Source organism: Sulfurospirillum sp. (assembly GCF_036802865.1).
GTDB lineage: Bacteria > Campylobacterota > Campylobacteria > Campylobacterales > Sulfurospirillaceae > Sulfurospirillum.
Genome location: NZ_DAIRVK010000003.1, coordinates 72,690 through 99,282, shown reverse-complemented (window position 1 = coordinate 99,282; position 26,593 = coordinate 72,690). Strand labels below are relative to the sequence as shown.

General features: G+C 38.3%; 25 protein-coding genes and 1 tRNA gene. 19 read left to right on the top strand and 7 right to left on the bottom strand.

Annotated features, from left to right (window positions below; genetic code table 11):
* Window positions 1-4: 4 nt before the first annotated feature.
* The 5 genes from V7Q04_RS08275 to V7Q04_RS08255 all read left to right on the top strand — a co-directional run bounded on the left by V7Q04_RS08275 (window position 5) and on the right by V7Q04_RS08255 (window position 5,957).
* Complete coding sequence (locus V7Q04_RS08275; RefSeq protein ID WP_333804526.1) at window positions 5-835, top strand: 50S ribosomal protein L11 methyltransferase; 831 nt, start codon at window positions 5-7, stop codon at window positions 833-835.
* Complete coding sequence (gene ftsH, locus V7Q04_RS08270; RefSeq protein WP_333804525.1) at window positions 836-2,803, top strand: ATP-dependent zinc metalloprotease FtsH; 1,968 nt, start codon at window positions 836-838, stop codon at window positions 2,801-2,803.
* Complete coding sequence (locus V7Q04_RS08265; RefSeq protein ID WP_333804709.1) at window positions 2,796-3,455, top strand: phosphatidylserine decarboxylase; 660 nt, start codon at window positions 2,796-2,798, stop codon at window positions 3,453-3,455. The genes ftsH and V7Q04_RS08265 overlap by 8 nt, the downstream gene beginning before the upstream one ends.
* Window positions 3,445-4,182 carry a CDP-diacylglycerol--serine O-phosphatidyltransferase gene (pssA, locus tag V7Q04_RS08260; protein ID WP_333804524.1) on the top strand — a complete coding sequence of 246 codons (738 nt, stop codon included), beginning with the start codon at window positions 3,445-3,447 and terminating at the stop codon, window positions 4,180-4,182. The genes V7Q04_RS08265 and pssA overlap by 11 nt, the downstream gene beginning before the upstream one ends.
* Window positions 4,183-4,397: 215 nt before the next feature.
* On the top strand, window positions 4,398-5,957 hold the full coding sequence (locus V7Q04_RS08255) for a 2-isopropylmalate synthase (RefSeq protein WP_333804523.1): 1,560 nt from the start codon (window positions 4,398-4,400) through the stop codon (window positions 5,955-5,957).
* A gap of 47 nt (window positions 5,958-6,004) precedes the next feature.
* On the opposite strand, the gene V7Q04_RS08250 is transcribed toward V7Q04_RS08255, so the two are convergent.
* The 5 genes from V7Q04_RS08250 to der are packed head-to-tail and all read right to left on the bottom strand — an operon-like array spanning window position 6,005 to window position 12,563.
* On the bottom strand, window positions 6,005-8,359 hold the full coding sequence (locus V7Q04_RS08250; RefSeq protein WP_333804522.1) for a tetratricopeptide repeat protein: 2,355 nt from the start codon (window positions 8,357-8,359) through the stop codon (window positions 6,005-6,007).
* Window position 8,360: 1 nt separating this feature from the next.
* Window positions 8,361-9,605 carry a serine--tRNA ligase gene (serS, locus tag V7Q04_RS08245; protein WP_333804521.1) on the bottom strand — a complete coding sequence of 415 codons (1,245 nt, stop codon included), beginning with the start codon at window positions 9,603-9,605 and terminating at the stop codon, window positions 8,361-8,363.
* Between the two features lie 8 nt (window positions 9,606-9,613).
* Window positions 9,614-10,579 carry a tryptophan--tRNA ligase gene (trpS, locus tag V7Q04_RS08240; protein WP_333804520.1) on the bottom strand — a complete coding sequence of 322 codons (966 nt, stop codon included), beginning with the start codon at window positions 10,577-10,579 and terminating at the stop codon, window positions 9,614-9,616.
* Window positions 10,580-10,588: 9 nt separating this feature from the next.
* A complete protein-coding gene (locus tag V7Q04_RS08235; protein WP_333804708.1) occupies window positions 10,589-11,131 on the bottom strand; it encodes a shikimate kinase in 543 nt (180 codons plus the stop codon).
* Complete coding sequence (der, locus tag V7Q04_RS08230; protein ID WP_333804519.1) at window positions 11,121-12,563, bottom strand: ribosome biogenesis GTPase Der; 1,443 nt, start codon at window positions 12,561-12,563, stop codon at window positions 11,121-11,123. The genes V7Q04_RS08235 and der overlap by 11 nt, the downstream gene beginning before the upstream one ends.
* A gap of 284 nt (window positions 12,564-12,847) precedes the next feature.
* On the opposite strand from der, the gene V7Q04_RS08225 reads away from it, so the two are divergent.
* The 14 genes from V7Q04_RS08225 (at window position 12,848) to V7Q04_RS08160 (ending at window position 25,081) form a co-directional block, all read left to right on the top strand.
* Entirely contained in the window at window positions 12,848-13,774 is a 927-nt protein-coding gene (locus V7Q04_RS08225; protein WP_333804518.1) for a DMT family transporter, read from the top strand.
* Window positions 13,771-14,571 carry a 3-deoxy-8-phosphooctulonate synthase gene (gene kdsA, locus V7Q04_RS08220; RefSeq protein ID WP_333804517.1) on the top strand — a complete coding sequence of 267 codons (801 nt, stop codon included), beginning with the start codon at window positions 13,771-13,773 and terminating at the stop codon, window positions 14,569-14,571. Before V7Q04_RS08225 ends, kdsA begins: the two co-directional genes overlap by 4 nt.
* A 1-nt stretch (window position 14,572) precedes the next feature.
* Window positions 14,573-16,663 carry a 5-histidylcysteine sulfoxide synthase gene (gene ovoA, locus V7Q04_RS08215; RefSeq protein WP_333804516.1) on the top strand — a complete coding sequence of 697 codons (2,091 nt, stop codon included), beginning with the start codon at window positions 14,573-14,575 and terminating at the stop codon, window positions 16,661-16,663.
* Between the two features lie 69 nt (window positions 16,664-16,732).
* Window positions 16,733-17,341: an acetate uptake transporter gene (locus V7Q04_RS08210; RefSeq protein WP_333804515.1), complete on the top strand. Its 609-nt coding sequence runs from the start codon at window positions 16,733-16,735 to the stop codon at window positions 17,339-17,341.
* Between the two features lie 70 nt (window positions 17,342-17,411).
* Window positions 17,412-17,876, top strand: a complete 465-nt coding sequence (gene ribH, locus V7Q04_RS08205) for a 6,7-dimethyl-8-ribityllumazine synthase (RefSeq protein WP_333804514.1) — start codon at window positions 17,412-17,414, stop codon at window positions 17,874-17,876.
* 9 nt (window positions 17,877-17,885) lie between these two features.
* Complete coding sequence (gene nusB, locus V7Q04_RS08200; protein ID WP_333804513.1) at window positions 17,886-18,293, top strand: transcription antitermination factor NusB; 408 nt, start codon at window positions 17,886-17,888, stop codon at window positions 18,291-18,293.
* On the top strand, window positions 18,293-18,976 hold the full coding sequence (gene pyrF, locus V7Q04_RS08195; protein ID WP_333804512.1) for an orotidine-5'-phosphate decarboxylase: 684 nt from the start codon (window positions 18,293-18,295) through the stop codon (window positions 18,974-18,976). The genes nusB and pyrF overlap by 1 nt, the downstream gene beginning before the upstream one ends.
* Before the next feature lie 16 nt (window positions 18,977-18,992).
* Entirely contained in the window at window positions 18,993-20,483 is a 1,491-nt protein-coding gene (locus tag V7Q04_RS08190; RefSeq protein WP_333804511.1) for an AsmA family protein, read from the top strand.
* A 43-nt stretch (window positions 20,484-20,526) separates the two neighbouring features.
* Window positions 20,527-20,670 (top strand): hypothetical protein, encoded by a 144-nt coding sequence (locus tag V7Q04_RS08185; protein WP_333804510.1) that lies wholly within the window; start codon window positions 20,527-20,529, stop codon window positions 20,668-20,670.
* Between the two features lie 76 nt (window positions 20,671-20,746).
* Window positions 20,747-20,836, top strand: a tRNA-Ser gene (locus V7Q04_RS08180).
* Between the two features lie 228 nt (window positions 20,837-21,064).
* Window positions 21,065-21,442, top strand: coding sequence for a hypothetical protein (locus V7Q04_RS08175; protein WP_333804509.1), 378 nt, complete (start codon window positions 21,065-21,067; stop codon window positions 21,440-21,442).
* Window positions 21,443-21,621: 179 nt separating this feature from the next.
* A complete protein-coding gene (locus tag V7Q04_RS08170) occupies window positions 21,622-24,102 on the top strand; it encodes an efflux RND transporter permease subunit (RefSeq protein WP_333804508.1) in 2,481 nt (826 codons plus the stop codon).
* Between the two features lie 60 nt (window positions 24,103-24,162).
* A complete protein-coding gene (locus V7Q04_RS08165; RefSeq protein ID WP_333804507.1) occupies window positions 24,163-24,519 on the top strand; it encodes a bacteriohemerythrin in 357 nt (118 codons plus the stop codon).
* A gap of 70 nt (window positions 24,520-24,589) precedes the next feature.
* Window positions 24,590-25,081, top strand: a complete 492-nt coding sequence (locus V7Q04_RS08160) for a lipocalin family protein (RefSeq protein ID WP_333804506.1) — start codon at window positions 24,590-24,592, stop codon at window positions 25,079-25,081.
* Here V7Q04_RS08160 and V7Q04_RS08155 read toward each other — a convergent pair.
* Together V7Q04_RS08155 and V7Q04_RS08150 are read right to left on the bottom strand one after the other, a co-directional pair.
* The gene (locus tag V7Q04_RS08155) at window positions 25,078-25,692 is read right to left on the bottom strand and encodes a LysE family translocator (RefSeq protein WP_333804505.1); all 615 of its coding nucleotides are present in this window, start codon (window positions 25,690-25,692) and stop codon (window positions 25,078-25,080) included. The genes V7Q04_RS08160 and V7Q04_RS08155 overlap by 4 nt on opposite strands.
* A 45-nt stretch (window positions 25,693-25,737) precedes the next feature.
* Entirely contained in the window at window positions 25,738-26,547 is an 810-nt protein-coding gene (locus tag V7Q04_RS08150) for an AraC family transcriptional regulator (protein ID WP_333804504.1), read from the bottom strand.
* Window positions 26,548-26,593 lie beyond the last annotated feature (46 nt).

Below are 26,593 nucleotides of genomic sequence, written 5' to 3'. Positions count from 1 at the left end.
TTGAATGGAAAAAACCTATAATGAACTTCATATAACCCCTAGTAGTAGCGTATACCCACTTTTCCTTGATTTTATCATGAGCCTCAGCGATGAGGCTATTGAAGAAAATAATGGCAGCATCATTTTACGTAGTGAAGAAGATTTAGAAATGCTTCTTTTTGGTGTAGAAGCATTTACCAAAGAGCTTACGGTAGCTCTTGGTTATGATATTACGCTTGAAACCAAACTTCTCGTAAAAGAGAATGAAGACTGGATTGCACAGTATCGAAACTCTGTACAACCATTATATGTCAATAATTTTTACATTCACCCAAGTTGGGTAGAAGGTGATGCAGGTAAAAAAAATATTATTATAGATCCTGCTCTTGCTTTTGGCTCTGGACATCATGAAACAACGTATGGCTGTTTATTGTTGTTGCAAAAATATGTTAATGATGGAACCAAACTCCTAGATGTTGGATGTGGTAGCGGTATATTAAGTATTGCTGCGCGCAAATGTGGCGCTATTGTTGATTTGTGCGATACTGATCAGCAAGCTACGGACAGTGCGATAGAAAACTTTAAACTTAATAATGAAAGTTTTAATCGCATTTGGACGGGATCTGTTCAAAAACGTGAAGAGGAATATGACGTTGTTGTTGCCAATATCATTGCAGATGTACTTATTATGTTAGCTACTGATTTGCAAAAAGCTGTTAAATCAGGTGGATTATTGATCCTTTCTGGTATTTTGGATAAGTATGTTGATAAAGTAGAAAGCAAATTTTCTTCGATGAAGTTGGTTGAGAAGTATCAAAAAGAGGAGTGGTTTACACTCGTGTTACAAAGGAATTAAATGAGTCAAAATAATCAAGATAAAGATAATAAAAACGACAAGAAAAATTTTTTCAATCAAAATCCACTTTTAATGTTTGCTATTTTTTCCATTGTTATTATCGTATTATTTAAAAATTTCACATCAGTTTCTGATGTCGGCGTTGGTGCTGGCTTTGGTTCTCAAAATAGTGCAACTAAAAATATTAGCTATTATGAACTAAAAGAGTTAATTCGTAATAACCAAATTAGTTATGTTGCAATTGGACAGACAACGATAAAGGCATTTTCTCCTGAAGGCGCACAAAAAACATCTTATGTTGTTAAAAAAGTAGGCGAAGACAGTACTTTAATTCCTTTAATGGATGAGAAAAAAGTAGGGTATGGTGGATACAATGAATCCAATATCTTAACTGAAATTCTTTTTTCATGGGTACTCCCTGTTTTTGTTTTCTTTGGTATTTGGATGTTCTTGGCAAACAAAATGCAAAAAAATATGGGTGGTGGTATTCTTGGAATGGGAAGCAGTAAAAAGCTTGTTAATTCAGAAAAACCAAATGTCAAATTTGAAGATGTTGCTGGTGTTGAAGAGGCAAAAGAAGAAGTTAAAGAGATTGTTGATTTTCTCAAGTTTCCCGATCGTTATATGAACTTAGGCGCTAAAATTCCTAAAGGTGTTCTTTTAGTAGGCCCTCCAGGTACAGGTAAAACATTGCTTGCAAAAGCAGTCGCAGGCGAGGCAAGCGTTCCTTTCTTCTCAGTATCAGGTTCAAGCTTTATTGAAATGTTTGTGGGTGTGGGGGCAAGTCGTGTAAGAGATTTGTTTGAAAATGCTAAAAAAGAAGCTCCTGCCATTGTATTTATCGATGAGATTGATGCTATTGGTAAAAGTAGAGCAGCCAATGGGATGATGGGTGGTAATGACGAGAGAGAACAAACTCTGAACCAACTTCTTGCTGAAATGGATGGCTTTAGCTCTGATAAATCACCTGTTATTGTCCTTGCAGCAACAAATAGACCCGAAGTTTTAGATGCTGCTCTTTTACGTCCTGGTCGTTTTGACAGACAGGTATTGGTGGATAAACCAGACTTCCAAGGAAGAAAAGACATTTTAAAAGTTCATAGTGCTGACATTAAGCTAGGAAAAAATATTGACCTTGAAGAGATTGCCCGTTTAACTGCTGGTCTTGCAGGTGCAGATCTTGCGAATATTATTAATGAAGCGGCACTTTTAGGCGGACGTAAAAATAAAGAGTATGTAGAGCAAATTGATCTTGTAGATGCTGTTGAACGAGCTATCGCAGGTTTAGAAAAAAAGAGCCGTCGTATCAATCCTGAAGAGAAGCGTATTGTTGCATATCATGAGAGTGGTCATGCCTTAATTGCTGAGACAACAATGGGAGCGAAGAGAGTCTCTAAAGTTTCTATTATTCCAAGAGGACTTGCTGCACTTGGTTATACTCTGAATACGCCAGAAGAAAATAAGTTTTTAATGCAAAAGCATGAGCTTATCGCTGAAGTTGATGTACTTCTTGGTGGACGTGCTGCAGAAGAAGTGTTTCTTGGCGAAATTTCAACTGGTGCGGGTAATGATTTAGAGCGTGCAACAGATATTATTAAAGCAATGGTGAGTATTTATGGTATGAGTGATGTTGCAGGTTTAATGGTGCTTGAAAAACAACGTAATACATTCTTAAATGGTGGCACAACCAAAGATTACAGTGAAAAAATGGCTGAAAAACTAGATGAGCACATTAAAGATACGTTGCAAGTACGTTATGTCATTGTCAAAGCGCGTTTGGAAGAGTATCGTGAATGTATTGAACGTATTGTGACAAAACTCAGTGAATATGAAACAATTGATGGTGTTCAATTGCGTGAAGTTATTGAATCATTTGAAGTGGAGTTTAGTATTCCTTCAAAACTCAAAGCGCCTCTTGTGAAGCATGAGTCAAAAATTACTGAAGCAGAATCTAACAGTGATGCGTAATACTTCTTATACTTCGACACAGATTATTGCTAAGGAGGGCTGGAACCAGATCGTTTTTGTATTTATGGTTTTCCTTTTCTCCTATGCGCTTTCTTTTTTACCATGGATTTTTTTTCTGATTTTTGGTGGAACGCTTTACAGTTACCGTAACCCTGAGCGTCTTCAAGAAGAAGATGATGCGCATTGTATCGTTGCACCAATAGATGGGATTATTACTGATATTTCCAAGATTGGGTTACGTGATGGCAGTGAAGCGTTACGTATTGTTATTCGCAAATCATTTTGGGATGTAGGTGTTTTAAGATCACCTCTTGCAATGGAAGTTGTAGATATTAAAAAACGTTTTGGTCTTTTTTTAGCATCTTCTTCACCTCTTTTTTCACAGTTATCAGATCGCAAAACCCTTACATGTAAAAGTGCATTTGCTTCCATTAAAATGGTGATTAGTGCAGGGCTCTGGAGTCAAAAGATTACACTTTTTTCTAAATTAGGATCTTTTAAATCAGGAGAACGATTAGGATTTTTACGCGATGGTGAAGTTGCATTGCTCCTTCCTTTGGATACACGTGTTAAAGTTTCATTAAATGATGAAGTCAAAGCAGGCATGAGCATTTTAGGCTATCTTGCATATAAGGATAATGATGTTAAATAATGGTAGCAATAAACTTCAATTGATCTATGTTTTCCCCAATCTTTTTACAGCAGCAAGCGCTTTTTTAGGGGTAATTAGCATTATAGCTTCGGCTAATGGGCAATTTGAAAAAGCAGCTGTTTATATTTTGCTTTCTTTGATTTTTGATGGATTGGATGGCAGGGTTGCTAGAATGACAAATGCCACAAGTAAGTTTGGTGCAGAATTTGACTCATTAGCAGACATTGTTGCTTTTGGGGTAGCACCTGCGATGCTTTTCTACTTTAGCGTAGGGCATATGTATGGGAAACTGGGTTCTCTTTTATGTGCGATGTATGTTGTCTTTGGAGCCATTCGTTTAGCTCGTTTTAACATTATGATTGGTGTCTCAGAGCCTTCAGTTTTTATCGGTGTTCCTATTCCTACAGCTGCAGTGGTTGTTTCTATGTGGATTTTATTTTATCGAGAACATCCATTTTTTCAAGGTTTTGAATGGGTTATGCTCGTAGGTATTGCCTTGCTTTCGTTTTTAATGGTCAGTAATATTCGTTATCCGAGTTTTAAAAAGATCGATATGAAAAAAGGGTATTTGATTAAAATACTGGTTTACTTAGTTATTGTTTTTTCTTTCTTGTATATCTATCCTGTTGAAGCAGGTACATTTTTAGTGACAGCTTATTTAGGGTATGGCCTTATTCGTGGTATTTATAATTTCGTCGTTGCCAAATTCCACAAAAATTTAGTATAATACGCGCACTTCGAGGTAAAGATATACTTTGCCTCTCTTAATTTTACTAAAGGAGTAGCGATGAATAGCGTAAACATTGGCATTATGAAATCAATCAAAATTTTACCCAAGATAGAGATCAAAAACGCTCTCCTGCAAAACCTTCTTTCCCTCTAATTTTTTTTATTTTCAATTTTTATTTTTAATTTTTCAACAACCATACTAAGGAATAACCTATGAGTAGCAATAAAATTATAATTTTTGATACCACATTACGTGATGGAGAACAGAGCCCTGGTGCTTCGATGAATACTGAAGAGAAGATTCAGATTGCATTACAGTTACAAAAATTAGGTGTTGATGTCATCGAAGCGGGATTTGCAGCGGCAAGCCCTGGAGATTTTGATGCAATCGCTCGTATCGCAGAGGCAGTCACAAAAAGCCGAATCTGTTCACTCGCGCGTGCACTTGATCGCGATATTAAAGCCGCAGGTGAAGCCGTATCCAAAGCACAATTAAACAGAATTCATACATTTATTGCTACCAGTCCTATTCATATGCAGTATAAACTCAAAATGACACCTGATCAAGTCATCAAAAAAGCAGTCGAAGCAGTACAGTATGCTAAAACATTTTGTGATGATGTTGAATTTAGCTGTGAAGATGCTGGTCGTAGTGATGTTAGCTTCATGAAAGAGGTTTTGGACGCTGTCATTAATGCAGGTGCAACAACATTGAATATTCCTGATACAGTAGGGTATCGTTTGCCAACGGAGATGGGAGCCATCATCAAGTCTCTTTCTGAGTTTGTTGGTGAACGTGCTATTATCTCTGTACACAACCATAACGATTTAGGACTTGCTGTTGCTAATTCTCTTGCGTGTATTGAAAATGGTGCGCGCCAAGTTGAATGTACCATTAATGGGTTGGGTGAGCGTGCAGGTAATGCAGCCTTAGAAGAGATTGTCATGGCACTTCGTACACGGAAAGATCATTTCAATGGGTATGATACAAATATTAATATTAAAGAAATTTACCCAACAAGCAAGTTAGTCTCTTCCATTACAGGTATTGAGCCTCAGCCAAACAAAGCAATTGTGGGTAAAAATGCTTTCTCACACGAGAGTGGCATTCACCAAGATGGTGTTTTAAAACATACGGAAACCTATGAGATTATGAGTGCCAAAGATATTGGTCTTGATAAAAACTCCATTGTTCTTGGTAAACACTCAGGTCGCCATGCCTTTAAGGACAAATTGAGCACTTTAGGGTATGAACTCAAAGATGAAGAGATTAATGAAGCATTTGATCGTTTCAAAATCTTGGCAGATCAGAAAAAAGAGATTTTTGATGATGACTTACGAGCACTCGTTGCCGAAGAAATTACAAAGATCCCTCAAATATTTGACCTTGTACGTTTACAGCTCTCTGATTGTGCACCTGGAGGCGTTCCAAGTGCCGCTGTTACGATTCTTCATGATGGTAAAGAGATTACCGATGCTGCGATTGGTAATGGAACCATGGATGCTATTTTCAAAGTCATTGACCGTGTTTGTGGTGTCAGTGGTGAGCTTAAAGATTATAAAGTGGATGCCGTTTCTCAAGGTAAAGATGCAATGGCTAGAGTGCTTGTTAAAGTTGTATTTGATGAGAGCAAACCTGCGATTATGGGGCATGGTTTAAGCGTTGATACCATGCTTGCAACAGCTAAAGCCTATATTGGGGCGCTTAATAGTTATATGTCTATGAGAGAAAATCTTAGAAATATTAAAACAAACGAAGAAGAGGGCATTTAACCCTTTTTACTTTTACATGTAAAGGCTCGATGACCTTTACATGTAACTTATTTTACAAGTGCAAAGCTAAAATATTGTGAGACAAAACCAATGTTTCCAATCGTTCGATACTGTGCATTTGCCGCTTCAAAATTTCCTATTTCTTGATACAACAATCCAAGAGCATATTTACTTTCAACATTGCTAGGATCAGTGAGTTTTGAAAGTTCTAACAGTGCAATAGCATTTTCACTGTGCCCAGCACCGATGGCTGCTACAGAGGCTAAAAAGATGGTGTGGGTATCTTTTTTACCGTAGTCATCGATCAGTTTATTGTACAGCGTAAAAGCTTCTTCAAAATTGTTGGTATAGATTTCCATGTAAGCGAGTGTTTGCATAATGGAAGGAATATCGACACGCTCTTCTTCCATTTTTTTACGAACACCATCACGTTTTTGGTGGAGGAGCCCTCCCACTTGAAGTAGTTTAATGTATTGTTCTTTAACAATTTTTGGTCCAAAATAAAAGGCATCATAATCAAGTGCAAGTCTATTAAATTCCATTTGAATAGCTTTAGCATACGCTTTGATGTTCTGTTTTTGATGTTTGACATTAAAGGCAATAAGATTGGCGATAATATCTTTTGGAAGCAATGCTTGAAGCTTTTGGGTATTTAAACGGTAAAGGCGCTCATTATTCAATTTTTGTGCGGCAATAATGTTCAGCATAAGATTGAGAGGGCTATCTTCTTTATCTTTTTCTATCCAACGTGTCAGCGAAAAGTGATTTCCATCGGTAAGGTGAATAAGGGAAGCGTAAAGATTGTCTTTTTCTAAAGTTGTATTTTTGTTAATACTTTCTCTGACATCTTCTGAGAGTTTTGTGATGTCTTTTCCGATCAAATTACCCGTCATGAGTGCAAATACACCTGCAAGATAGTTATTGCTGTCAAGATGGTAGCTTTTGGAAAAATTCTTATAAGCGGCAGCATAATCGCCCATTTGGGCATAGGTTAGAGCAAGATTATAGTGCAATATAGAGTGGTTTTTATACTCTTCGACCATTTTTAAAAAGATATCATTGGCCTCGTAGACATGAAAGTCAAGTGCCTTTTTGATACCTTTACTAATAGAAATATTGACTTTAGAAATGGTAGAACTTGCTTTCAAATAAGAAAGTGCAGGACCTATTTCATCAATAAAAATATTCATACTGCCTTTACGAATATAATCAATCGTCTGTTTGGCATCAAACACCTTGTATGGGGCATAGTAAAAAATAAGACTGTAGATATTTTCATTGTCAAAAAAGAGCTCTTTTTCAAATTCGACTTGTGCTTGGTCAACATCGAACAGTGAAGGTTTTAAGATAGCACGCATTTTATAGATAGGCTTTGCATCCGTGTCTCGCACTTTATAGACTTCACCCATCAGCGAAGCTGTGTTGCCAAGATTGCCAAGTTTATTTTCCACCATAGCGAGTGCCATTTTTATTTTTGCATTTTCACGGTCATTTTGCAGTGCTTTAAGCAGTGACGCTTTAGCTTTTTGAAATTCTCCCAATTTGGCATGGAGCAGTCCAACCGTAAAATGATCGCTCTCTTTTTCGATTTTCTCAAGTGTCGAGAGTGCATAAGAGTTATAATTTAATGATGCCAATATTTTTGAAGAGAGATACTCTTGATCTTCTTTATAGTAGTCAGTAACAGGATGCGATATAGCGCTAAGTGCTTCTTGATAAAAGTCTTTATAGTAATGCACCAAGCCTACATAGTAAGAGTATAAAGGCGCATTAGTCTCTTCGGGTAGGTAGGCAAAAGCTAAGTCAATATAGTAGGTAAAGAGTTTATCATCTTTCATTTCAAGTGCGCATACCGCTGCATTAATAGCACTGATTGTGCGATGTTCTTTGTTTTGGATTGCTTTTTTAAAAGATTCAAGGGCATCGGGGAAATTTTGTTCTTTGAGTTTTGCTACACCAATGTTATAGTATGAAATTGCTTCATTAAATGTAGCAATTCTTTCATAGATTTTTAGGGCATCATCTTTATTGCCTTGTTCATACAAAAGATGTGCTTTTTTAATCATACCGTCAATCTTAGAAGGTGAAAATTGTTCTTTAATAAAAGGTTTTTCGACAACTTTTTCAACAACGACAGGTGCGGGAGCTTTATTTTTATTTTTAATAATGACTATAAGCGAGATAATAATACCAAGAAGCAGTACCGCTCCAAGAATAATCAAAATAAGCAATTTCTTTTTAGATTTACTTTTTTGTTCATCTTCTTCGGTTTGAGCGGCAGAATCAGCGGCTGCTGTTTCTGCCGCATTTTCTTCCTCTATCGGGGCGAACCCTTCTTCTGCTACGACCGTAATCGCGGATGAAGGATCAGCTTCAAGTATGACTACTGCTTCTTCTGCCATCTTACATATACTTTTTCAAAACTTCAGGGATAGCAATGCTGCCATCTTCTTGTTGATAATTCTCCATAATAGCAATGAGTGTTCGACCCACCGCCAAAGAAGAGCCATTAAGTGTGTGTACTAAGCGGTTTTTACCATCTTCTTTGAAACGAATTTTGGCACGACGTGCTTGAAAATCAAATGTATTGGAAACAGAGCTAATTTCACGGTAGCGATTTTGCCCAGGGAGCCATACTTCAAGGTCAACCGTCTTTGCCGCACTAAATCCAAGATCGCCTCCACAAAGCATCAAGTGGCGGTGTGGAAGTCCCAGTGAAGTTAAAAGGTCTGATGCACAAGAGAGCATCTCTTCAAAGACGGCTTCACTTTGCTCTGGTGTGGTGATACAGACAAGTTCGACTTTGTCAAATTGATGTTGGCGAATCATGCCTCTGGTATCTCTACCCGCACTGCCTGCCTCTTTTCTGAAACATGCAGAATACGCAGTCATTTTTAAAGGCAGCTCTTCAACGCTTAAAATTTCATCTCTGAAAAGATTGGTAACAGGCACTTCAGCAGTAGGAATTAAGAAGAGATCTTCGCCATCGATTTTGAAAAGATCATCTTCAAATTTAGGAAGCTGACCTGTGCCCATAAGGGTTTCGCGGTTAACGATGTAAGGAACTGCAACCTCTTGAAATCCTCGTTTGGTATTAAAATCAAGCATGTAATTTATAAGTGCACGCTCTAGTTTTGCAGCTTCGTTTTTCAAAACACTAAAACGGCTTTTAGCAAGTTTTACACCACGCTCAAAGTCGATCCAATTTTGTTTAATATCGATATCCCAGTGCTCTTTGGGTGTAAATGAGAATGTGCGAGGTTCAAGGACACGTTTGAGTTCCACATTGTCATTTTCATCTTCGCCATCAGGTACAAGAGGAGAGGGCATATTGGGGATGATTGTTGCAAGAGATTCTAATTTTTCTTCTAAGGCTCTTACAATTTCAGTAGCTTCTGCTATTTTTTCTTTGTTTAGAGAAAGTTCGGCTTTGAGAGCATTAACATCTTTGCCTTCTTTTGCATAAGCGCCAAAGAGTTTACTTTTAGCATTTTGTTCTGCTTGAAGTGGCTCTAGTACAAGGCGAGCACTTTTAAGTTCCAATGAAATGGTGCGAAGCTCTTCAAGAAGCGTTTCATCCACTTTTTTCTTTCGTAGGCTTTGTGCTACGTTTTCAAAATCATTCTGAATTAATTTAATATCTAACATACTATCCCTTAGCGATAAATTCCAACAAGATCACGAATGACGCGCATCTTTTCAGTGGCAATTTTACGAGCTTTACTCGCACCTTCATCCAAAATAGCCAATACTTCTTCTTTATGGTCTAAATAATACGCTCTTTTCTCCCGAGCAGATGCAAAATAACCCCAAATAAGGTCATTGAGATAAGCTTTAAAGTGACCATAGCCTTCGCCACCTTTAAGATAGCGCGCTTGCAATGCAACTACTTCGTCATTTTCTAAAAAGAGTTTAGCCAGAGCGTAAACATTGCAGGTAGCATAGTCTTTTGGCTCTTCCATAGGGGTTGAGTCAGTCACGATGCGCGACGTTGCTTTCTTGAGCTCTTTTTCGGTGCAGAAAATATCAATGGTGTTGCCATAGCTTTTGCTCATCTTCGCGCCATCAAGGCCTGGAACAGTAGCGACGTTTTCATCTACTTTAAATTCAGGCACTTTGAAAATTTCGCCAAAATCATTGTTAAATTTAATCGCAATGTCACGCGTGATTTCAACATGTTGGATTTGATCTTTTCCTACAGGAATAATTTCAGCATCGTAGAGCAAAATATCGGCTGCCATCAAAACAGGGTAAGAAAAAAGTGAATGGTTCGCTGCAATGCCTTTCGCCACTTTGTCTTTGTAACTGTGGGCTCGCTCTAAAAGCCCCATAGGTGTGTAGCCTGAGAGTATCCAGTAGAGTTCTAATACCTCTTTGACATCAGACTGTGCCCACAATGTGGCTTTTGTAGGGTCAATACCAAGACTTAAAAAGTTAATGGCGGCATCAAGGGTGTTATTTTTAAGGGCTATGCCGTCTTTTAAGGAGGTGAGTGCATGGTAGTTGGGGATAAAAATAAACAAATCGCTCTTTTCTTGAAGGTCGATCATCTGTTTGATCGCGCCAAAATAGTTACCTATGTGAAGCGCACCAGAGGGTTGAATTCCTGTTAATACTCTCATAAATCTGTCCTACTCTTTATCTTTTTTCTCTTTTAAATGAAGCAGTGTGATTAAATCTTGTACGATTTCGTTTACGCTGCGCTCTTCAACATCAATGATAATATCTGCCTTGGCTTCATACAAAGAAGAACGTTCTTCAAATAAAGCTTTTGCTTTAGCTTCATCGGTAAGAAGAGGGCGTTTAGCAAGTTTAAGATCAGCATTTTCATGCTCTTTCAATCTTTTTAAAATACCTTCAAAGCTTGATTTCAAATAAATAATTGTGCCAATTCGATCGAGGTTTTCGACTTTAAAAAAGCCACCACCTGTTGAGATAATGGCATTTTTTACATTTTTTTCAAGCCATTTGGCTGTTTTTTTCTCTAACTTGCGAAAGTAAGCTTCACCATCAGTTTCAAAAATAGCTTTGATTTTACGGTTTTCCATACTTTCGATGAGATCATCGGTATCAAGACCGAAGCGCTTGGTTCTTTTGATAAGTGCCCTAGCGATGGTACCTTTACCAACGCCCATAAAACCGATAAAAACGATATTCTTGTTTTTAAGATTCAGCACCGTTGTCTTCCTGTTCGTTATCTCTCTCGCCTTTTGCACGTGGATAAAGAAGAATTGGTGAGCCTTCTAAGTTAAAGTTTTCACGCAATTTATTGGCAAGGTAGCGTTTGTAACTAAAGTGTAGTGATCGAGGTTTATTCATAACAAGCGCAATACGTGGTGGCTTTGTGAGGTACTGCGTTGCAAAATAAATTTTGACAATTTTAGAGTGATCACTTGGAATCTGATGCCTGATTGTCGCTTGCTTAATAATTTCATTCAGTTGACGGGTCGGAAGATGCTGCGAATAGTTTGCATAGACATCTAAAATCATATCTTTGATTTTAAAGACGCGTTGTTTACTCTTTGCTGAGACGGTAATGAGTGGTGCATAAGAGAGAAATTTAAATCGGTCTCGTACTTCTGCGGTGATTTTTTCAAAATCGGCAAGTGGATTGTCCCATTTGTTCAGAACAATAATACACGCAAGGTGGTTTTCTTCCACAAGCCCTGCAATACGCTCATCGAGTTCCAAAAAAGGCTCGCTGGTATCTAAAACAAGTAAGGCGATGTTGGCACGCTCCAACATCTCTTTGGTTCGCATCAGTGCAAACTTCTCAATGCCTTCAATTTTACCACGACGACGAAGTCCCGCAGTGTCAACAAAGTTAATGACTTTATCTTGATATTCGATTGATTCATCCACAGGGTCGATGGTTGTTCCAGCCACACTACTGACGACGGCACGTTGTTTCCCCACCAGAGCGTTTAAAAGAGAGCTTTTACCCACATTAACACGTCCTATGATGGCAACATTGATCTGATTGGTTTCGACTTGCTCTATAACGTCAGGGATGATCTCTTCGTCTTCTTCTGCAAATTCATCATCATCTTCCCAATCATCTTCAAATGCGTCATTTTCTTCAGATTCTTCTTCACTTGGCGGAGGAGTGGCACCTTCAACAGCAGGGAGTAAATCGCCAATCCATTCTAAAAGAGCACTTACGCCACGGTTGTGTGACACGGAGATAGGAAAAACATTGTCTGCGCCAAATTCATCAAATTCCCAAGCGCGTTCCATTTCTTTGTCGTTATCAATCTTGTTGATAACCAAAGCGATAGGCTTTTTACGTGCTTGAAGTGCATAAAATATTTTTTTCTCTTCATCACTTGGAAGCATTTTCCCATCAACCACCATAACGATGATGTCTGCTATTTTGGCAGCTTCCATCGACATGTTGTGAACATTTTCAAAAAGTTCTGTTGATTTGTCAAGTCCTCCAGTGTCTAAAAGAAGACATGGTTTTTCAGTGATATAAACTTGATGGCTTTTAATGTCACGAGTTGTTCCGCTGAAATCAGAAGTAATCGCAATGCGCTGTTTAGCGATACGATTAAAAAGGGAGCTTTTACCCACATTGGGTAGCCCGATAATTGCTATTTTTTTCATAGTAACCTTTATTGCATAATTAGGTTGATTATACTCTGTGTTTGCTGTTATTTTGGTAAACCCTCTGCATAGAGCGTTTGGGATGGGAAAGCAAACAGTGAACCACAATTTATATTCCATAAGATTTTAAGTAAAAAATTTGCTAGAAGAGTATTTATTGCGATGACATTAAACGTAATCGTGCATCTCTAAAAGGTGATATTTTAAAAGATGTTGAAGATCCGTACTTTTTACTCGTGTTTACGATGGAAATATCAACGGATTTTAACACGGAATTGATTAAGATGCCGTACAATATAGTGTTGATCGGAGTCATTTTGAGACAGTTTATAGGCAGTATTAACAAGGGAGTCTTGTTTATGCTGATCTCCTCGTTTAGTTTTGCGTTCGATGGGGCATTTGCTAAGGTTCTGAGTCAAAATATGGATTCGGTAGAAGTGGTCTTTTTTCGTAATGGTATTACGATGACTATTGTCGCACTTAGTATTTTTAAACTTCCGATTAAACAAGTGGGTGGAAAGCCTTGGCTTCTTCTTTTCCGTGCGCTCATTGGCTTTGCTTCCATGTTGGTGTTTTTCTACAATATAGCACATATTCCTCTGGCTGATGCCATTACATTTTCTCGAACAGCACCCATTTTTACGGCTATTCTTGCTTTTTTCTTTTTGAAAGAGCGCATGGGCTGGAAAGCGTGGTTGGCTGTTTTTATAGGTTTTTTAGGCATTGTTCTTGTGATGAAACCCAACGGTTTGATGCTTTCAAAGACCGATCTTTTTGGTCTGTTTAGTGGCCTTGGTGCGGCACTTGCCTATACCAGCGTGCGAGAGCTTAACCGAGTGTATGATACGCGGGTTATCGTTTTAGCGTTTGTCTCTACTGGTACCATTTTTCCCGCACTTTTTATGCTTTTGAGTGAATTTTTTCATACGCCTATGTTTGATTTTATGCTTGGGCATTTTATCGCTCCTGTTGGTATGCAGTGGCTTTATATCTTGCTTATGGGGATTTCTGGCGCAATTGGGCAAGTCTATATGACCAAAGCATTTGCAACCACTCGTGCAGGCGTTGTTGGGGCGGCTGGGTATTCGATTATCTTTTTCTCACTCATTATCGGAGTGATATTAGGAGATGGTTTACCAGATATTATTGGACTATTTGGTATACTCTTAGTCGTTTTAAGCGGAATTATCGTAGCAAAGGAGAAAGAGTGATTTTAATCGCAGGACCTTGTGTCATTGAAAGCAGAGACAACCTTTTTAGGGTTGCAGAAAAATTAATGAGTTATCACGAAGACCCCAGTATAGATTTTTATTTTAAATCGAGTTTTGATAAAGCAAACCGTACCAGTATCGACAGCTTTCGTGGCCCTGGAATGGATGCAGGCTTGAAACTTTTGGATGAGGTAAGATCTCAGTTTGGCTACAAACTTTTAACCGATATTCATGACTACACCCAAGCAAAGCCTGTAGGGGAAGTCGTTGATGTGCTTCAAATCCCAGCATTTTTATGTCGTCAGACCGACCTTTTGGTTGCAGCAGCACAAACAAAATGTGTGGTGAACATCAAAAAAGGGCAATTTTTAAACCCTGCGGATATGCGCTATTCGGTTAAAAAAGTTTTGGATACCAGAGGTGTAAAAGAAGAGGGGTATGAGGCGGCTAAGAAAGCAGGTGTGTGGCTCACGGAGCGTGGTAGTACCTTTGGTTATGGTAATTTAGTTGTTGATGCCAGAAGTTTTGTCATTATGCGTGAGTTTGCTCCTGTTGTTTTTGATGCGACTCACTCCGTACAAATGCCAGGAACGGAAGGTGGAAAAAGCGGTGGAAAACGTGAGTTTGTGCGCCCACTTTCACGTTCAGCTGCCGCTGTTGGTGTGGATGGTTTCTTCTTTGAAACACACTTCAATCCATGTGAGGCACTCTGTGATGGTCCGAATATGCTTGATCTTGATGATTTAGCTTTGGCACTTAAAGATATTAAAGCGATTCAAGACAGCTTAAAGGCATAACATGCAACTTATCCCAACGCGTAACATTCTTCTCAATGTGGGAACAGCAGAGCAAAAAAGAGCGGAGATCAAAGAGTATTTTCTCAAAACCTATACGGTGTATGAGAAGCTCTTTGAGCTGATGAAGGATGAGGAGAGTTACTACCTCACGGCCGATCCTCTACGTCATCCGCTTGTTTTTTATTTTGGACATACAGCGACGTTTTTTATCAATAAACTCGTTCTTGCTAAGTTAATTGACAAGCGTATCAACCCGACATTCGAGTCGATATTTGCGATTGGTGTGGATGAAATGAGTTGGGATGATCTGAACCAATCAAACTACAAATGGCCTCAAATCTCTGAGATTAAGACTTATCGAGAGCAGGTCAAAACGAAAATTTTAGAGCTGATTGATACCTTGCCTCTGGTGATGCCTATTTCATGGGAAAGCCCATTTTGGGCTATTATGATGGGAATTGAGCATGAGCGTATTCATCTTGAAACCTCTTCTGTACTGATTCGCCAGCTTCCCTTAGAAAAAGTAAAGTCCAGCGATTTTTGGAAAGTTTGCCCATTCGACACACCCGTTGTGGAAAATTCATTGCTAAGTGTCAAAGGTTCAATCCTTCGTTTAGAGAAGAAAAAAGACGATGCACTTTACGGTTGGGATAACGAATATGGTTTACATGTCAAAGATGTCAAAGACTTCAAAGCTTCCAAATACCTTGTGAGTAATGCCGAATTCTTGGGCTTTATCGAAGATGGAGGTTATGAAAATGAAACCTTTTGGAATGAAGAAGGGTGGAAGTGGAAAAGCTATAAAAATGCTACCATGCCTCTTTTTTGGCGTAAGACTAATGAAGGTTACGCACTTCGTTTAGTAGCAGAAGAAATTTCAATGCCTCTAAGTTGGCCTGTAGAGATTAACTACCTCGAAGCGAAGGCATTTTGTAATTGGAAAAGTGCAAAAACTGGCAAATCCATTCGCCTACCAAGTGAAGAAGAGTGGTATGTTTTACGAGATAGGCATGTAGAGGTTGAAGAGCCCTTTTGGGACAAAGCACCTGCCAATGTTAATCTAGAGTATTTTGCGTCTTCTGTGCCTGTTGACACGTTTGCCTTTGGCGATTTTTACGATATCATCGGCAATGTATGGCAGTGGACTGAAACGCCAATGAATGGTTTTGATGGCTTTGCTGTTCATCCGCTTTACGATGATTTTTCAGTGCCCACGTTTGATGATAGACATAACATTTTAAAAGGCGGTTCGTGGATTAGCACAGGCAATGAGATAATCAGAGCGTCTCGCTATGCGTTTCGTCGTCATTTTTACCAACATGCAGGTTTTCGCTACGTCGAATCTACTGAGCCAGTGGAGACACACTCGGTTTTTTACGAGACTGACTTTGCACTCTCCAAAATCTGTGATGCGCACTTTGGCGAAAAAGAGAATAATTACTATGAAGCAATGGCGGATTTTTGTCTTGAACTGGGTGGTTCAAAAAGCAGAGCCCTTGAAATAGGTTGTGGTGCGGGACGAGGAACGTATGTCCTTGCCAAAGAGTTTGCAATGGTTCATGGCATCGAATTTACAGCGCGTGTGGTTAGACTTGCAACAAACTTTAAAGAGAGTGGCAAGCTCAAATATGCTCTTAAAGAAGAGGGGGAACTTGCTTCCTTTAATGAAAAAAATCTAAGTGATTTTGGCATTGACCCAACGCGTCAAAAAGTCGAATTTTGGCAAGCCGATCCGCACAATATGAAGCCTTATTTTAATGGATATGACCTCATTTTAGCCAATGATGTCCTTGATACGTTGTACGATCCTGCACTTTTTTTGAAAAATATTAAAGAGCGGTTAAATCAAAATGGTTTTTTAATCATCGCAAGTAGCTATGACTGGGATGAAGTTAAAACGCCGCGTACAAAATGGCTCGGAGGTTTTAAGAAAAATGGTGAAAAGTACAGCACATTTGATGCGTTAAATGACCATTTATCGGCTTTCTTTGATTTACATAGCGCACCTGTGGAAATGCATTTAAATATCCATGAAAGTGCGCGAAAAGAAGTTGTTAAATCTTTACATGTCAGTGTGTGGAAGAAAAAGTAAATTGTCACACGATTATTAGAAGGTTAGATTACAATTCTTTCTTTATTTTTAAATAAGGGAGAGTGTATTGTGAGCCAAGAAATTCAACAGATTAAAACTATTGTTGCTGACCCAACGCCACTAGGGCTGTTTGGGTTGGCGATGGTAACACTTGTCGCTTCATCGCAAAAATTAGGGATAACATCAGGTTTATCGCTTGTTTTGCCTTGGGCTATTTTTTTGGGAGCCTTTGTTCAGCTTATTGCTTGCTTCTTTGACTTTAAACACAATAATACTTTTGGGGCAACTGCTTTTGGGGCTTATGCTTTTTTTTGGTTTGGCATAGCATTGTCTTGGCTGATAAAAATGGGGATTTTTGGTGAAGTTCTTTCGTCACAAGCCGATACAAAGCAACTAGGATTTGCATTTGTTGGTTATCTGATTTTTAGCCTTTTTATGACGCTTGGTGCCGTTGAAACGAACAAAGTTTTACTTATTATCTTTTTATTGATTGATCTTCTTTTCTTTGGACTTATTGGGGATGTTTTTGGTTGGTTTCATAGTGCGCATACGCTCGCTGCATATGCGGAACTTGGCATTGCATTTCTCTCTTTTTACGGCTCAGGAGCCATGCTTCTTAATAAACATTTTGGAAAGCTATTTTTACCAATTGGCAAGCCTCTAGGTATCTTTAAGTAGCCAACATAACTCCTCTAATTAAACTGTAACGAAAAATAGTGTATTATAAGAAAAAGTAAAAAGGAAAATTATGAATATTATTGAAGGAAAACTCTCCCTTACTGGTAAAGAAAAAGTAGCGATTATTAACAGTCGTTTTAACCACATTATTACAGATCGTTTGGTAGAAGGTGCAAAAGATGCATTTATTCGTCATGGTGGCGATGAGAAAAATTTAGATCTTATTTTAGTTCCAGGCGCGTATGAAATCCCTTTAGCCTTAGACAAAATTTTAAGTGCTGGAAAGTATGATGCTGTATGTTGTGTTGGCGCAGTTATTCGTGGTAGTACACCTCATTTTGACTATGTAGCAGCCGAAGCAACCAAAGGGGTTGCAAGCACAGCACTTAAATACCAAAAACCAGTAACGTACGGTGTTTTAACGACCGATAACATTGAGCAAGCGATTGAGCGTGCAGGAAGTAAAGCAGGCAATAAAGGCTTTGAAGCAATGACTGGACTTATCGAACTGATTAGCCTTTATAAAAACCTATAAGGAACTGTTTTGGCAACACGACATCAAGTACGAGAGAGTATTATTACCCTTCTATACGCAGAAGATATTGGAAATGCAGGTATTGAAAAATTTATTGACGAGCTTTTTGAAGAGAAAAAAATTCGTAATCAACAAAAAGAGTTTGCACTTGAGTTATACCGTGGTGTAAAAGAGCATTTGAGTGTTATTGATGAAGCGATCAATCTTCATCTTAAAGAGTGGAACCTCAGTGAAATTGGTATGTTAGAGCGTGCGATATTAAGACTGGGTGGTTATGAGATTTTATATTCCGAGCTTGATAATGCTGTTGTTATCAATGAAGCAATTGAGCTTGCAAAAAAATTGTGCAACGAGACAAGCCCTAAATTTATCAATGGTGTTCTTGACGCTATTTGTAAAGATACAGAGGGTAAATAATGAAGCTTTGCGTTGCGCTTGATTTACCGAGTAAAGAAGAAAATCTAGCACTGATTCGAAAACTTAAAAGTGAAGATGTCTGGCTTAAAGTTGGGCTTCGCTCTTATATCCGAGATGGTGAAGCGTTGCTTAGAGAGATGAAAGCGATTAACCCCAATTTCAAAATATTTTTGGATCTTAAGATCTATGACATTCCTAACACAATGGCTGATGCCGCAGAATCGATGGTAGGCTTGGGGGTGGATATGTTTAATGTTCACGCTTCAAGTGGCATAAAAGCCATGAAAATGGTTATGGATCGGGTCAATGCATTTGCTAATCCGCCGATAGTCTTAGCAGTAACAGCACTTACCAGTTTTGATAACGCCTCTTTTGAAGCAGTCTATCATGCTCCCATCGCACAAAAAGCAGTTGATTTTGCTAAAGATGCGCATGTGAGTGGGCTTCATGGTGTGGTTTGTTCGGTGTATGAAAGCTTGAGCATAAAAGAACATACTGCTACTTCATTTTTAACCCTCACGCCAGGGATTCGTCCTTTTGGAGAGAGCAGTAATGATCAAGAAAGAGTAGCGGATTTAGCCACAGCACAAGCAGAAAAATCTGATTTTATTGTTGTGGGAAGACCGATTTATCACAGTAGCGATCCTTTGGGCGTCGTTAAAAAAATTATTGAAAATATTTAGTTACTAAGAGGGAAAAATGTTTCAGAAGATAGTGCTCAGTATAGTGTTGTTTTTTGCTTTTATCATCGCTGCATTTTTCTTTCTTATCAAAGTCATTGATTTTAATGAATACAAACCACGCATTCATAAAGCACTTAAAGAGAGTATAGGTTATGAAATTATCATTCGTGGTGATATAACACTTACTCTGTCCCCTGTCGGCGTGAGCATTTCTGATGTTGAAATTATGAATCCAGCGTATCGCACTGAAACTCCTTTTGCTAAAATTGGAAGCTTTGATGTAGCACTTGATGTTTCATCACTGCTCAAAAAAGAGATTAAAGTCAAAGATGTGGCAATTGATAGCCTTACATTGATGATTGAAAAATCAAAAGAGGGCAAATACAATTATGAATTAACACCTCTAGCCCCCAAAACAACAGATAAAAAGAACAAAGAAAACAATGTCACACTTGAAAAAGGAGACTGTAATACAACGGTCTTTGGCGATATTAAAAAAGTCAAATTTAGCAATGCGAATGTAACGTATAGCGAAAACAACAATACAACTAAAATAGTTTTTGATGCGATTAACCTTGATACGTATAAAATCAACCGTGATCCTATAAAACAGAAACTTCAAAGTCTCTCTTTTAGTGCAGATGTTCATATTGATAAGATCGCCTATGGCGAGTACACGCTTCGAAACATTTCAATGCCTTTTGAAATGAAAGATGGTATTGCCATCAGTGAGAATCTCCAATACACTCTTTTTGATACGCCTATTACGGGAAGCGGTAAGTTTGATCTGAGTGGCAAACAGCCCAAAATATCGCTCAAAAGCAAACTTGTTGGCTTAAAATTAGCGAGTCTTTCAAAAGAGCTTTGGAATAAAGATCTTCTTGAAGGTACTGCAAATGGTGAGTTTAAACTCTCCTTTTTTGTAGGAGATTCTTATACCCTGAAAAGCACACTCCACGGGTTTGTACAGCTTTTTGGTGAAGAGATAATACTGAAAGGGTATGACCTCGATAAAATTGCTTCCTTGCTTGATCCTAGACAACAAAATGCGCATGCTTTTAATTTTGGTAGTTTGATGTCAGGTTTCAATGCTTTTAAGGGTGGTATGACTTCGATTAAAGAAGCGAACACAAAAATTGACATAGGCTATTCTGAAGTCCATTTTACGGATGTTGCACTGAGTACAACACATAATAGAGCCGCAATGAAAGGCACTGTGAATATTGTGGATGAAAAGCTGATTGATTTTAAAACCGCTCTTTTGGATTCAAAAGGATGTGCTCTCGTTGAGCAAAAATTTAACGGGACATTAGCAAAACCTTCACTTAAAGTGGACGATTCCACCATTACGGCTTTGAGTAACGTTGTGCTCTCTTTTTCAACTAAACCAAAAATCGTACAAAATATTCTAAAAAAGAGTGATGAAAATTGCACAGTTTTTTATGAAGGTGTCATTAAACATCCGCAGTTTGATCCTGTGAGTGAAATACCTCCTTCTGGGGAATAAGTTTTGCTTTTTTAGATCATAATCTGATCTAAAGGAGTACCCAATGCATTTTATAGAAGGTGTTAAGCTCGTCGTAATGCTTAAAGATAAGATTGAAGAGGCGAAAAAAACAGATCAAGCAAGCGTGCAAAAGCTTCAAAAACTGCTTGATAGACTTTTAAAATCGCAAGATTCCGCTTATATTTAATCAATAAATGGCTTAAGAGCTTTCTCTTAAGCCATTTATTAGATACTTTTGCTATACTTGCACTCTACTTTTTAATGGACAGATGGGTGAGCGGCTGAAACCACATCCCTGCTAAGGATGCGTCGGGGTAACCTGACCGAGAGTTCAAATCTCTCTCTGTCCGCCACTATGGTTTATCTCACTCTTCTTTCAAAAAATATAAATCCTTTTAAACTTTTCGCATTACGATGATGTTCTTCATAAATGTTGATTTTCATGCAAGAAGATTATGGCTAAAGTGCTATAATTCGCATATGGTTTTAAATGTAAGCCAAATCTATCATGAAATAACAAAATATGAATTATAATGTAGTCTGTCACAACAATAGAGCGTTTCAAAATAAAAGTGTTCCCCATGTTTCATAAAGAAAATCATACTCTCGATTTGCTTGCGCAATTTACTCAAAACAGTAGCCAATCTAAAAACAATCAAAACGATAAAGAGAACAATGTCTATAGCGATTTAGGACTCTTTATGATGAACGGCAATACTAAAGAAAAAAACTCTACGCTGGGGATTCCTAATTTTCTTTGGTATATCGTTATGCTTTGTCTGTTTATTTATTTGGTAAAAGAGCTCTCTTCTTTAAATCAAACCAACACGACACCTGATACCCTCTCAACAATTACAAAAGCTGTTTCAGATGGAACAAGTAAAGTAACACAAGAAATCTTAGATATGCAAAAATCAGCAGATAAAGCTTTCCAAAATGCTAAAAAAGAACAAAAATAACTTAGGACAAAGATCAGCATTACGAGAATACTTTTGAAATAGATGTGGAAAAAAAGTATCAATTAATGTGTGTTGTGTAACCTACGCTCGCTTAACCGTTCACCTGATTTCTCCAAATTATTATAAAATGAGTTGTTCTTAACAGTACACTAAATTTTAAAATGGAAAGTTGAGTCATTATGTTAAAACTCTATACGCATTTTATTACCACTCATTTTAAAGCCGTTTTGTTGGTTGTCGCTATTATTTCGGCAGTTTTTGGGTATTACACGAAATATTTAAGTATTGATGCTTCTGCTGAAACGCTTTTACTTGAAAGTGACCAAGCCTTAAAGATGACGCGTGAAGTGCATGGTCGTTACGTTAGTCCTGATTATTTAGTCATCTCTTTTAGTCCCAAAGAGGATCTTCTTTCAGAGAAAACACTTTCGACGATTAGAAACCTTCAAGCATCGTTACTTAAAGTAGATGGCGTTGAAAGCATTACATCTATTTTGGATGTCCCTTTATTGGAGAGTCCTGCTAAACCGATTCAAGAAGTCATTGGCAATATACAAACACTGGAATCACCCAATGTTGATAAATCTTTAGTAAAAAAAGAGCTGACAACCAGCCCTTTATATGCCCAAAATCTTGTCAGTTTGGATTTTAAAACCACAGCAATTATGGTCAATCTTAAAGATGATTTTAAATACACAGAACTTTTAACCAAACGCAATAAATTTATACTTTTGGAACAAGAGCGAGCCTTAAGTAAGGAAGAAAAACTTCAATTTGAAGCAGCCAAAGAGGCGTTCAAATCTTATCGTGATGCCACAAGAGATGAAACACATCAACTCATTGAAAATGTCAGAGCCGTTTTACAACCATACAAAAGTGAAGGTGACCTCTTTTTAGGTGGAGTGATGATGATCGCAGATGATATGATCAGCTTTGTTAAAAATGACATCATTATCTACGGGTGTGCTATTTTGGTGATTATGGTTGTAATTTTATGGATCATTTTTCGACAAATACGTTTTGTGGTGATTCCTATTGTTGTTTCCATCAGTGCGCTTGTGATGACAACGGGGGTTAATGCTCTCATTGGTTTAGAGATAACTGTCATCTCCTCTAATTATGTAGCGATGCAACTGATTACCACTCTTTCGTTGGTGATTCATCTTATTGTGAATTACCGCGAAGAGTATTTGATGTATCCAGATTTGTCGCAAAAAGAGCTTTTGGGTGTTGTCTTTGAGCGCATGAGTGTTCCTTCTGTGTTTATTATTTTAACTTCTGTCGCTGGATTTAGCTCGTTGATGACATGCGATATTTTACCGATTATCGACCTTGGTAATATGATGAACATAGGTGTAACCCTCTCATTACTTGTTACCTATACTCTTTTCCCTGCGATGATGATGCTATTCAAAAAAGAACCCCCTATTATGGCCTTTGATAAAGCTTTTACACTCAATGAAAGCTTTGCTCAAACCGTAGAACACCATAGTAAAATTATTGTTGGTGTGGTTTTGTTTCTTGCAGTATTTAGTATTGTAGGGGCATCACGTTTGGTGGTTGAGAACAGTTTTATCAACTATTTTAAACAAAATACTGAGATCTATAAAGGCATGGAAAAGATCGATAACTATTTAGGGGGTACAACACCATTTGAGATCGTTGTAAAATTTCCCAAAGCTGAAGTGAGTCCAAAAGCAGATACCAATACCACTACCGATAGTTTTGAAAATGAATTTGATGCTATGCGTAATGATGCAAAGTACTGGTTTACGGCGCAGAAGATGGAAACCATTCTGAAAGTACACGATTATCTTCTCTCTTTACCTGAAATTGGCAATGTCTCTTCTTTAGGCACACTCTCAAAAGTTGGGCGTATTATTAAGGAGGGGCAGGATTTTGACAATTTTGAATTGGCACTCATGTACAAAGAACTTTCCCCTGAGTATAAAAAAATTCTTATTTCACCTTATGTAAATATTGAACACGATGAGGCACGTTTTGTCATTCGTGTGGTTGATTCCCACAAAGATCTTAGGCGTAATGAACTGCTTCAAACGATTCAGCAAGGCTTAGAAAAAGAGGTTGGACTTGATCCAAAAAATTATAGTCTTGTGGGCATGATGGTACTTTACAACAACATGTTACAGTCACTTTTTTCATCGCAAATATCGACATTAGGGCTTGCCGTACTCTCTTTAGGTGCGATGTTCTTATTTCTGTTCCGCTCTTTGAAAATTGCCATACTTGCGATGACCGTGAATATGGTTCCTATCAGTGTAATTTTTGGAATTATGGGTTTTGCGAACATTCCACTCGATATGATGAGCATTACCATTGCTTCCATTGCTCTTGGTATTACGGTGGACAACACGATCCATTATTATTACCGTTTTCGTGAAGAGCTCAAAGTTGATGGTGACTACATTGCTTCGATGCACAGAGCGCATGGCACCATAGCCTTTGGGATGTTTTACTACTCCCTTGCAACGATCATTGGCTTCTTGGTTATGGTGACATCTAACTTTATACCAACGTTGATTTTTGGACTTTTAACGGTGATAGTTCTTATTACTGCGATTGCTTCTGATCTTCTCTTTTCACCTTTTTTGGTTGTTTTTTTCAAACCTTTTGGAAAAGGTGAAAAGCCCAAAAAATAAGCATCAAAGCTTCACTCCTTTTGCATCAAACAGGTTATACTGTTTTAAAAAGGAGTGAAAATGTTGAGCCTTAACTGCCCCGAACTTGACGCATACCATACCGAGTGTGACGAGCTACTCAACTCTTTTGACTACACTCATTTCACAGACTCCTTTAGCGCACTCATCCACCACACCAAAGAGCATTTTGCCAATGAAGAACGTATCATGAAAGAGCTGAATTTTCAAGGGTTTATGGAGCATTTTGAAGAGCATCAAAAAATTCTGGGAGAGATGAGCCAGTTTTTGGCTATGGCGATGCAAGGTAATACGCTGTTTGCCAAAAATTACATTAAAAATGGTGTTGGTGAGCGTTTTGACATCCATATTCGAAACATCGATTCACAGTTGGCGATGTTTCTAAAAAGTAAAGCCTAATCTCTTCTCTTGTAAGTTTTTTAACTCTTTTTGATTACAATGAGCGTAAAAAGCAGATGTGAGGAATAGCATGAAAAAATGGCTTGGGTTTTGTATGATGGTACTTTTTGGGTATGCGAATGAGCTTCCTACGGTTGCATCAGTAGATGTAGAGCGTTATCTGGGGCGCTGGTATGAGATAGCACGCTTTGACCACCGTTTTGAGCGTGGATGCGGTGCGGTGGAAGCATTTTATACTGTGCGCGAAGATGGGATGATTGGTGTAAAAAACAGCTGTTATCTCACAACTGAAAATCGCATAAAAGAGGCAAATGGTCGAGCATACATTGTTGATGAAAAGAGCAATGCCAAACTCAAAGTAACCTTCTTTTGGCCTTTTTATGGTAACTATTGGATTGTGGATTTGGCAGAAGATTATCGTTATGCTGTTGTGAGTGAGCCGAGTCAAGAGTATTTTTGGATCCTTTCTCGTACGCCTGAAATGACTGCAACTGATCTTGAACATATCTTGGCTTATGCGACGCAACTTGGCTTTGACACTTCAAAACTTATTTGGCGTTAATAAAACCAGTCTAGGGCAAGTTTGAGGCTAAATCCAATAAGCCCAACTCCGACAACTTTTTGCACAACAAAAAGGTAAGGAAAAAGCTTTAACGCTTTTTTGTTACCAAAAATAAGTGCCACAAACATATCCCATGCTAGCAGCATTCCTATCATCCATAGGGCATAAAAAATCTTTACATGTAAAACGGTTTCTGGCTTGATGATCGTAAAAAGAAGTGAGAAATAAAAGAGAATATTTTTAGGATTGAGCAGAGCCGACAAAAGCCCTTGAACAAAGAGTTTAAACGCCATTTTGCTTTTTACATGTAAAGCATTTTCAAGGCTAGGTTTGGGTGCCAAAAGCAGTAAAAAACCAAGGTAAAGTAAAAAAAGTGCACCACCTATTTCGATGAGTGAAACAAGCAGAGCATAACGGCTTAAAAACGCATGTCCTACATATGCTAAAACGATGTAAAGTGCGTTTCCACTGGCAATGCCCACACAACTCCACCACGCTTTTTGATACCCATGCGTTAAGGCATGCTTGATGATAAGAAAAAAGTCTTGACCCGGGCTGAGAAGGGCTAGAAAGTAGATGGAGGTGAGGGTAAAAAACTGGGGCTCAAACATGTCGTTCCTTTTTTGCGTGAAAGTATAGAGCAGACGCAAAAAAAATTATTGTATAAAATTGACTTGGTACTCTTTGGGTGTGAGAGCGGTGTGGCGCTTAAAAAAGTGGTGGAAGTGGCTTTGGTCTACGAAACCGCAGTATTGAGCACACAGCGCAAGCGGGGTACCTCCTTGAAGCAATTTCTTTGCATGGTCGATGCGCACATCCAGCGAATAGTGTTTGGGTGTGCAACCATACGCTTGTTTGAAATGGCGTGTAAGTACAAAAGGGTTGAGACCAAAGCGTTTGGCAAGATCGTTCAGGCTGAGTGGTTCATCGATACGACTCTCCAAAAAGCGCACCACATCGTGAAGTGTTTTTTCTGTTTCTTGGATGACACAACGTTTTGTATAAAGCCAAAAAAATGTCTCCAACAACGCTTCCAATGCTTTTACATGTAAAGGTGAATACCCCTCAATCAGTGCTTTAATAATCCGTGTAAACTCTTCAAATAACGCTTTGTGGAAAATGAGAGGTGATGTGAGTGGTAAAAGCGTACTCGCTTCTTTAAAGTGTCGTGCTTGAATGCGTGCGCAAAACTCAGCATCAAGGTAAACCATAACGTAACTGCGTTTACTCTCTTTGATAGGATTGCACGAATGTTGCGTGTGTGGTGGGATGATGGCAAGAGCACCTTGTTCTAATAAAAATGAACCATGAGGCGTTTGAAAACAGGTCTTCCCCTCCATCATAAAGCCGATGGAAAGGGTAGGGTGTGCATGCGACTCATAGGCTCGTTCACTCTGCAAAGTTCGGCGTATCTGTAAAAAAGGTACTTCCCTATAACCTGTCATCGTTGTTTTTGTCTCGTTCATATCAGTATTGTAATATAATAATTCAAATGATAGCAAGGAGAAGAGG

Excerpts from the sequence above, each read along its gene's own strand:
- V7Q04_RS08275 (WP_333804526.1), top strand. The coding sequence starts at position 5 with ATGGAAAAAACCTATAATGAACTTCATATAACCCCTAGTAGTAGCGTA.
- ftsH (WP_333804525.1), top strand. The coding sequence starts at position 836 with ATGAGTCAAAATAATCAAGATAAAGATAATAAAAACGACAAGAAAAAT.
- V7Q04_RS08265 (WP_333804709.1), top strand. The coding sequence starts at position 2,796 with ATGCGTAATACTTCTTATACTTCGACACAGATTATTGCTAAGGAGGGC.
- pssA (WP_333804524.1), top strand. The coding sequence starts at position 3,445 with ATGTTAAATAATGGTAGCAATAAACTTCAATTGATCTATGTTTTCCCC.
- V7Q04_RS08255 (WP_333804523.1), top strand. The coding sequence starts at position 4,398 with ATGAGTAGCAATAAAATTATAATTTTTGATACCACATTACGTGATGGA.
- V7Q04_RS08250 (WP_333804522.1), bottom strand. The coding sequence starts at position 8,359 with ATGGCAGAAGAAGCAGTAGTCATACTTGAAGCTGATCCTTCATCCGCG.
- serS (WP_333804521.1), bottom strand. The coding sequence starts at position 9,605 with ATGTTAGATATTAAATTAATTCAGAATGATTTTGAAAACGTAGCACAA.
- trpS (WP_333804520.1), bottom strand. The coding sequence starts at position 10,579 with ATGAGAGTATTAACAGGAATTCAACCCTCTGGTGCGCTTCACATAGGT.
- der (WP_333804519.1), bottom strand. The coding sequence starts at position 12,563 with ATGAAAAAAATAGCAATTATCGGGCTACCCAATGTGGGTAAAAGCTCC.
- V7Q04_RS08225 (WP_333804518.1), top strand. The coding sequence starts at position 12,848 with ATGCCGTACAATATAGTGTTGATCGGAGTCATTTTGAGACAGTTTATA.
- ovoA (WP_333804516.1), top strand. The coding sequence starts at position 14,573 with ATGCAACTTATCCCAACGCGTAACATTCTTCTCAATGTGGGAACAGCA.
- ribH (WP_333804514.1), top strand. The coding sequence starts at position 17,412 with ATGAATATTATTGAAGGAAAACTCTCCCTTACTGGTAAAGAAAAAGTA.
- pyrF (WP_333804512.1), top strand. The coding sequence starts at position 18,293 with ATGAAGCTTTGCGTTGCGCTTGATTTACCGAGTAAAGAAGAAAATCTA.
- V7Q04_RS08190 (WP_333804511.1), top strand. The coding sequence starts at position 18,993 with ATGTTTCAGAAGATAGTGCTCAGTATAGTGTTGTTTTTTGCTTTTATC.
- V7Q04_RS08185 (WP_333804510.1), top strand. The coding sequence starts at position 20,527 with ATGCATTTTATAGAAGGTGTTAAGCTCGTCGTAATGCTTAAAGATAAG.
- V7Q04_RS08175 (WP_333804509.1), top strand. The coding sequence starts at position 21,065 with ATGTTTCATAAAGAAAATCATACTCTCGATTTGCTTGCGCAATTTACT.
- V7Q04_RS08170 (WP_333804508.1), top strand. The coding sequence starts at position 21,622 with ATGTTAAAACTCTATACGCATTTTATTACCACTCATTTTAAAGCCGTT.
- V7Q04_RS08165 (WP_333804507.1), top strand. The coding sequence starts at position 24,163 with ATGTTGAGCCTTAACTGCCCCGAACTTGACGCATACCATACCGAGTGT.
- V7Q04_RS08160 (WP_333804506.1), top strand. The coding sequence starts at position 24,590 with ATGAAAAAATGGCTTGGGTTTTGTATGATGGTACTTTTTGGGTATGCG.
- V7Q04_RS08155 (WP_333804505.1), bottom strand. The coding sequence starts at position 25,692 with ATGTTTGAGCCCCAGTTTTTTACCCTCACCTCCATCTACTTTCTAGCC.
- V7Q04_RS08150 (WP_333804504.1), bottom strand. The coding sequence starts at position 26,547 with ATGAACGAGACAAAAACAACGATGACAGGTTATAGGGAAGTACCTTTT.